This is a genomic window from Mycobacterium sp. 852002-51961_SCH5331710 (genome assembly GCF_001665535.1).
Classification (GTDB): Bacteria; Actinomycetota; Actinomycetes; order Mycobacteriales; family Mycobacteriaceae; genus Mycobacterium.
Window position 1 is genome coordinate 68,544 of the sequence record NZ_LZSQ01000038.1, and the last position, 6,324, is coordinate 74,867.

The following is a 6,324-nucleotide window of genomic DNA, read 5'->3' on the forward strand; positions in this document are numbered from 1 at the left end:
AGCGTGTCGCAACGTCGCATGCATGTCGCTGCTGACAACGGGCCTCGTGGCGGTGACCGGCTGTTCTGCGCTGGAGAATCAAGCGCAGAACAGCTCCGAAACCTCGGGCACACGGGCTTCGGCGACCGCGTTGCGAACCGACGCGGTCACTCCTGCGCCCAACCCACCGCCGTCCAATGAGCGGATCCCGCCCATCGGAGACGTGTCGCTGGCGATCGATGACCGCGGCGACCTCGGCGAGATCATCGTCGACAGCACCGGACGCACGCTGTATGTCTTCTCGACGGACGCGGCGAACGGGCCCACCTGCTACGGCGAATGCGCAGACACATGGATTCCGCTGCTCGCCGATTCCGACCCGGCCGGGGGACCGGGTATCGACGTGGCGGCGGCCAAGACCGTTCCGCGTCGCGACGGCCGTGCCCAGGTGACCTACCGGGGCCACCCGCTCTACCGGTATGCGGGGGACGTGACGGACAGGGACGCCAACGGGCAGGGCCTCGACATGTTCGATGGTGAATGGCACGTGCTGACCAAGTGGGGCGAACCGCTGGCCTGAGGAATAGCCGCGCGCATACCAACGTTGGCAGGCGCATCGACGGCAGTGAGGACGCGCATGGAATTCGGGATCTCCACCTTCGTCAACGACGACACCATCGACACCGTGACCCTCGCCCGCGCGATCGAGGAGCGGGGTTTTCACGCGCTTGCGGTCGCCGAGCACACTCACATCCCGGCGAGCAGGCAGTCGCCGTACCCCATGGGCGGTGAGCTGCCCTCCATCTACTACCGGACCCTGGACCCGTTCGTCACACTCGCCGCGGCGGCGGCGGTGACCTCCAAGATCGAGTTGATCACCGGTATCGCGCTTCTCATCCAGCGTGACCCGATCATCACCGCCAAGGAGGCGGCCAGCATCGACCTCATTTCGAATGGCCGTTTCGTGTTCGGGGTGGGCGCGGGCTGGAACATCGAGGAGTTACGCCATCACGGCACCGACCCGAAGACGCGCGGTGCGCTGCTCGACGAGCGCATCGAGGCGATCAAAGCGCTGTGGACCGACGAACCGGCCGAGTATCACGGCCGCTTCGTCGATTTCGATTCGTCGTATCTGCGCCCGAAGCCCGTGCAGAAACCGCATCCGCCGATCGTGGTCGGCGGTGACTCCGACGCCACGGTCAAGCGGGTGATTCGCCACGGTGCCGGGTGGATGTCCAATCCGCTGCCGGTCGAGAGGCTGGCCAGACGGATCGGCCAGATGCGGGACGGCGCAAGCCGCGATGTCCCGTTGACGACGTTCGGGACTCCGATCGACCCGGACTACTGGCGCGCCCTCGACGAACTCGGCTACCGGCAGGCGAACCTGCTGCTGCCCACCAAACCGCGCGACGAGTCGCTGCGACTTCTCGACGACTACGCGGCGAAGGTTGCCCGGTACCGCGGCTGAGCCTTCCCGGGTCCCGCTGTCCCTCGACTCCGGTCGAGTTTCTATCGTGACTGCATGAGCAATGCCGGTGACGCCGATCGATTAGCCGAGTTGGCGCGCGGGGTCGTCGCCGACCACGACCCGAAGAACGTTCCCGTCCCCGAGTTCCTCGGTGCTTGCTACGACGCCGGTCTGTCGTGGGTGCACTTTCCCGAGGGTCTCGGCGGGCTCGGGGTGTCCCGCGGGCTCCAGTCGGTCGCCGACCGCATCCTGCAGGGCGCGGGTGGGCCGGTGCCTCTCGGTTTGAATCCGATGGGCTACGGCATGGCCGCACCGACGATTCGCGAGCATGCCCAAACCGAGGAGGTGAAGCGGCAGTGGCTGCGGCCCCTGGCCACCACCGAGGACCTGTGGTGTCAGCTGTTTTCCGAGCCGGGAGCGGGCTCTGACCTCGCGGGGCTGGCGACATCGGCGGTTCGCGACGGTGACGACTGGGTGGTCAACGGCCAGAAGGTGTGGACCAGCCTCGCCCACCGGGCGCGCTGGGGGCTGCTGCTGGCGCGCACCAACCCGGATGTGCCCAAGCACAAGGGTTTGACCTACTTCGTGATCGACATGCACGGCACCGGCGTTCAAACCCGGCCGCTGCGACAGATGACCGGGCAAGCCGAGTTCAACGAGGTCTACTTCAACGACGCGCGGATCCCCGACAAGCACCGCCTGGGCGAGGTCGACAACGGCTGGGCCGTCGCCATGACCACGTTGATGAACGAGCGCACCGCGCTCGGCGGAAGCGGGAGCCGGCGTGGTGCGGGCACCATCGCCGACGCGACCGGGTTGTGGGCGTCGCGGCCCGACCGGCACACACCGGTATTGCGGGACCGGCTGACGCAGTTGTGGCTGCGCTCGGAGGCGCAACGCCTCACCTCGGAACGGTCGCGCGCCGCCGCCACGGTGGGCGGACCCGGTCCGGAGGGGTCGGTCGGCAAGCTGGTCGGCGCGGAACTGAACCAGGACATCTACCAGTGGTGCATGGATTTCCTTGGGCCCGAAGGGATTCTGTACCACGGCTACCAGCAGGGTGCAGGGACCGGCGAACGGGATTGGCAAGGGCCCATCCAGCAGCGATACCTGCGGAGCAGGGCCAACACCATCGAAGGCGGAACGTCTGAGGTGATGCGGAACATTCTCGGCGAACGCATCCTCGGGCTGCCTGGCGACCTGCGTGCCGATGCGGGCATGCCGTGGAAGGAGATCCCCCGTGGCTGAGAAGCTTGCGAACCAGACTGAGCGCCGAGCTGGGCAGGCAGAGTTCAGGTTCACCGACGAGCAGAGCCAATTGCGCGACGCCGTGAGCAAGTTCAGCGCCGAGCACTTCTCGGAGGAGACGGTTCGCAGGCTCATGGAGTCCGAGCCGCCGTTCGATCCGAAGGTATGGGCCCGGCTGGGTGCTGAGCTCGGCGTGCTGGGCCTCTCGGTGCCCGAGACCGACGGCGGCGTCGGCGGCACGCTTGTCGATCAGGCAGTCGCTATCGAGGAGCTCGGGGCGCGGTTGGCGTGCGGACCGCTGTTCGGCACGGTGTATCTCGCGATCCCGGCATTGGTGGCCGCATCGCCCGGGCCCCTTCGTGACGAACTGCTCGGCGACCTGGTCGAGGGTCGGCGCACCGCGGCCGTCGCGGTGACGGACCGGGCCGGTGTGCTCGATCCGGATGCCGTTGCGGTGACCGTGAGCCGGGATACCTTGTCGGGCAGCGTGGCTCAAGTAGTCGACGGCGGCATCGCCGATGTGTTGCTGGTCGCCGCGCGCGGCTCCGACGGCGTCGCGCTGTACGCCGTCGACACCACCGCCGAGGGCGTGCAGCGCACCCCGCTGGCCACGCTCGACCTCACCCGGTCCCAGGCCAACGTGACGTTCGCCGACGCGCCCGCACGCCTGATCGCCGGGCCCGCCGAGGCGGTCCGCGTCGTCAACCACGCGTTGCAGGTGGGTGCGGCATTGTTGGCCGTCGAGCAGGTCGGCGCCGCACAGCATCTGCTCGACCTGTCGGTGGAGTACGCGAAGTCGCGGCTGCAGTTCGGCCGGCCGATCGGATCGTTCCAGGCGGTCAAGCACCGGCTCGCCAATTTGCTCGTCGACGTCGAACACGCGAGGTCGACGGCCTACCACGCGATCTGGGCCCTGACGGACGGATCCGACGACCCCGCGTTGGCGACGAGCATTGCGCAGTCGGTCTGCTCGTCCGCATTGACCCACGTCGCCAACGACACCATCCAGGTGCACGGCGGGATCGGGTTCACGTGGGAGCACCAGGCTCACCTCTACTACAAACGCGCAGCGACTGACGCGATCCTGCTCGGCAGCGCCGAGGAGCATCGGGACCGGGTCGCGGCGATGGTGCTCGACGGCGCGGACGCGGAGCGGGTGCCCCGGGTCGCCGACGGACTCCCCGCATGACCCTGGTTGGCGCTGGACACGGCCAAGCACTAATTTCCCTCGGGTGATGTCTTCAGCTGCCGCCGCGGTTGCGCGGTGGATCGCTCCCCTCTTAACCGTCGCGGCGGTTGTTCTGGGCCTGCACGCCGGCCCGGCGCCGCTCGTGCGGTTGGCCAGCGAAGCGAACCCATTGGCCGGTGCGCCGTTCTACGTCAATCCCGACTCGGTGGCGATGCGCGCCGCGCAAAAAGCCGATCCGCCGATTCCGGAGTTGACCACGGTCGCCAACACGCCGCAGGCGTATTGGATCACTCCCGGCCCCTCTGCCGCGACGGTCGCGAAGTACGTCGGTGACGCGCAGGCGGCGGGCGCCATCCCGGTGCTGTCCATCTACGGGATCCCGCACCGCGACTGCGGCAGCTTCGCCGCGGGCGGCATGGCCAGCGGTGGGGCCTACCGGGCGTGGATAGACGACATCGCCGCCGGCGTGGGCGGTTCGAGAGCGGCGATCATCGTCGAACCCGATGCCCTCGCCATGGCCGATTGCCTCTCGGGGGACCAGCGTCAGGAGCGCTTCGACTTGATCCGCTACGCGGTTGACACGCTGACGCGCAATCCGGCGGCGGCCGTGTACGTCGATGCGGGTCACTTGCGCTGGCACAGCGCCGAGGAGATGGCGTCCCGGTTGAACCAGGCCGGTGTCGAGCACGCCCGGGGCTTCAGCCTCAATGTGGCGAACTTCTTCAGCACCGAGGAGGAGATCGGGTACGGCGAGGCGATCTCGGGGCTCACGAACGGCAAGCACTACGTGATCGACACGTCGCGCAACGGCAACGGAGCGGCCCCCGACTCGCCCCTGCACTGGTGCAACCCCAGCGGCCGGGCACTCGGTGTCCCGCCGAGCACGCAGACCGCGGGTGCGCACGCCGACGCCTATCTGTGGATCAAACGCCCCGGCGAGTCCGACGGCACCTGCGACAAAGGTGATCCACCCGCCGGCACCTTCGTCAACCAGTACGTCATCGAGTTGGCCCGCAACGCTAGTCCTCGGTGACCACGTCGGTCGGCCCGTTCGGTAACGATTCGAAACCCGTTGTGTTGCAGGATGAGACATGAGAGCTGACGTCTTGCTCACGAACACTATGTTCACAGGGTGCGCCGGCGAACCGCTCTCAAACTCCCACTGTATCTGGCAGCCGCCGCGGCACTGACCAAACTGCCACCCGTCGCGGCCGCCGAGACGGGGCGATGGTCGGCTGACCGCGCCAACGCCTGGTACGCAGAGCAGGGTTGGTTGCTGGGCGCCAATTACGTCACCTCGAACGCCGTCAACCAGCTCGAGATGTTCCAGGCGGGCACCTTCGACCCGCGCCGCATCGCCGGTGAGCTGAGCGTGGCCAAGCGCATCGGGATGAACACCATGCGGGTGTTCCTGCACGACCAGTTGTGGGCCACGGACCGGGCCGGCTTCAGCCAGCGGCTCTCGCAGTTCGTCGCCATCGCGGCGAGCCACAACATCAAGCCGCTCTTCGTTCTGTTCGACTCGTGCTGGAATCCGTTGCCCAAGGCCGGTCCTCAGCGCCCACCGATCAAGGGCGTGCACAACTCGGGATGGGTGCAGAGTCCCGGCGCGCACCGCCTGCAGGATCCGGCGTACACCCGGGTGCTGCAGAGCTACGTCACAGGTGTGGTCGGGTTGTTCCGCAACGATCCTCGGGTTCTGGGTTGGGACGTGTGGAACGAGCCGGACAATCCGGCGAAGGATTACCGCAAGGTCGAACACCCCGACAAGCAGAAACTAGTCGCTGCGTTTCTGCCCCACGTGTTCCAGTGGGTGCGCGCGGTCAACCCGATTCAGCCGCTGACAAGCGGTGTGTGGCAGGGCCACTGGCGAGATCCGGGCAGCCGCAGTGAGATCTGCTCCCTACAGCTCGAACTCTCGGACATCATCAGCTTCCACAGCTACGGCACTCCGTCCGAGTTCGAGGACCGCATCGACGAACTCACTCCGCTGGGCAGGCCGATTCTGTGCACCGAATACCTCGCGCGCAACCTCGGCAGCACCGTCGATGGCATCCTCCCGATTGCCAAGCGGCGCCATGTCGGGGCGTACAACTGGGGATTCGTCGCCGGGCGGACCCAGACGTACCTGCCGTGGGACTCCTGGAACGAGCCCTATACGACGCTCCCGGACACATGGTTTTCCGACCTGATCCATCCCGACGGGCACGCGCACAATGACGACGAGATCCGCTTCATCCAGAAGCTGGTCGGTTTGAGCACCTGAGGATTCAGGCACCGAAATATGCTGCACGCCAGTGTGCTTGAAGCCTGGACCTAGTTGTCTACCGGTGGTGGTTGGGGTTCGAAGGGGTTGTACCACCACCATTCGGCGCGTTCGCCGAGGGGTCCGGGGCCTGTCTCTTATACACATCTCCGAGCCCACGAGACTGCAGCTAAT

At 67.1% G+C, this 6,324-nt stretch carries 6 protein-coding genes; all 6 read left to right on the top strand.

All coding sequences use genetic code 11. The features are described 5' to 3' along the window. The first annotated feature begins 22 nt into the window (after positions 1-22). The gene (locus A5752_RS06620) at positions 23-559 is read left to right on the top strand and encodes a COG4315 family predicted lipoprotein (protein WP_067083517.1); all 537 of its coding nucleotides are present in this window, start codon (positions 23-25) and stop codon (positions 557-559) included. A gap of 57 nt (positions 560-616) precedes the next feature. Continuing rightward, entirely contained in the window at positions 617-1,447 is an 831-nt protein-coding gene (locus A5752_RS06625; protein ID WP_067083490.1) for an LLM class F420-dependent oxidoreductase, read from the top strand. A gap of 54 nt (positions 1,448-1,501) precedes the next feature. Further along, positions 1,502-2,695 (top strand): acyl-CoA dehydrogenase family protein, encoded by a 1,194-nt coding sequence (locus A5752_RS06630; RefSeq protein ID WP_067083491.1) that lies wholly within the window; start codon positions 1,502-1,504, stop codon positions 2,693-2,695. Beyond that, a complete protein-coding gene (locus A5752_RS06635) occupies positions 2,658-3,884 on the top strand; it encodes an acyl-CoA dehydrogenase family protein (protein WP_082950784.1) in 1,227 nt (408 codons plus the stop codon). Before A5752_RS06630 ends, A5752_RS06635 begins: the two co-directional genes overlap by 38 nt. Before the next feature lie 46 nt (positions 3,885-3,930). Beyond that, on the top strand, positions 3,931-4,917 hold the full coding sequence (locus A5752_RS06640; protein WP_067083519.1) for a glycoside hydrolase family 6 protein: 987 nt from the start codon (positions 3,931-3,933) through the stop codon (positions 4,915-4,917). A gap of 99 nt (positions 4,918-5,016) precedes the next feature. Continuing rightward, on the top strand, positions 5,017-6,150 hold the full coding sequence (locus A5752_RS06645; RefSeq protein ID WP_067083495.1) for a glycoside hydrolase 5 family protein: 1,134 nt from the start codon (positions 5,017-5,019) through the stop codon (positions 6,148-6,150). Positions 6,151-6,324 lie beyond the last annotated feature (174 nt).

Excerpts from the sequence above, each read along its gene's own strand:
- A5752_RS06620 (WP_067083517.1), top strand. The coding sequence starts at position 23 with ATGTCGCTGCTGACAACGGGCCTCGTGGCGGTGACCGGCTGTTCTGCG.
- A5752_RS06625 (WP_067083490.1), top strand. The coding sequence starts at position 617 with ATGGAATTCGGGATCTCCACCTTCGTCAACGACGACACCATCGACACC.
- A5752_RS06630 (WP_067083491.1), top strand. The coding sequence starts at position 1,502 with ATGAGCAATGCCGGTGACGCCGATCGATTAGCCGAGTTGGCGCGCGGG.
- A5752_RS06635 (WP_082950784.1), top strand. The coding sequence starts at position 2,658 with ATGCGGGCATGCCGTGGAAGGAGATCCCCCGTGGCTGAGAAGCTTGCG.
- A5752_RS06640 (WP_067083519.1), top strand. The coding sequence starts at position 3,931 with ATGTCTTCAGCTGCCGCCGCGGTTGCGCGGTGGATCGCTCCCCTCTTA.